Here is an 832-nt window from a genome sequence, read left to right on the forward strand (position 1 = left end):
CCGTGCAGGAGACGCCTGCGCCGGCAGGCGCGGTCCGCGCCACGCCATTGGCGCGCCGCCTGGCGCGGGAAGGGGGGCTCGACCTGGCCGGCATCACCGGTTCCGGCCCGCATGGGCGTGTGGTGAAGGCGGATGTCGAGGCGGCGATTGCCGGTGGTGGCGTGGCGAAGGCTGCTCCAACTGCGGCGCCTGCCGCTGCTCCGGCTGCTGCACCTGCTGCCAAGCCGATGTCGGACGAGGCGGTGCTCAAACTGTTCGAAGAGGGCTCCTACGACCTTGTTCCGCACGACAATATGCGCAAGACCATCGCCCGGCGTCTGGTCGAGGCAAAGTCGACCATCCCGCATTTCTACCTGACCTTGGATTGCGAGCTGGACGCACTTTTGAAGCTGCGCTCCGAGCTCAATGCCGCTGCGCCGATGAAGAAGACCGAAAAGGGCGATGTCCCAGCCTACAAGCTCTCGGTCAACGACATGATCATCAAGGCGATGGCCCAGGCACTGGTCGCCGTGCCGGATGCCAATGCGTCGTGGACGGAAACGGCCATGGTCAAGCACAAGCACGCCGATGTCGGGGTGGCGGTATCGATCCCGGGCGGGCTGATCACGCCGATCGTGAGGAAGGCCGACCAGAAGACGCTGTCGGTGATCTCCAACGAGATGAAGGACCTCGCCAAGCGCGCCCGCGATCGCAAGCTGAAGCCGGAAGAGTATCAGGGCGGCACCACGGCGGTGTCGAACCTTGGCATGTTCGGCATCAAGGACTTCGCCGCCGTCATCAACCCGCCGCATGCGACGATCCTGGCAGTGGGTGCAGGCGAGGAGCGCGCGGT

1 protein-coding gene is annotated in these 832 nt (G+C 65.6%); it reads left to right on the top strand.

The annotated features are described in order from the left end of the window. Positions 1 to 832 (top strand): 2-oxo acid dehydrogenase subunit E2 (locus AO692_RS02910; RefSeq protein WP_200911700.1); only part of this gene is annotated, 832 nt, incomplete at both ends.

Source organism: Mesorhizobium sp. 1M-11 (genome assembly GCF_001303895.1).
Classification (GTDB): domain Bacteria; phylum Pseudomonadota; class Alphaproteobacteria; order Rhizobiales; family Rhizobiaceae; genus Mesorhizobium.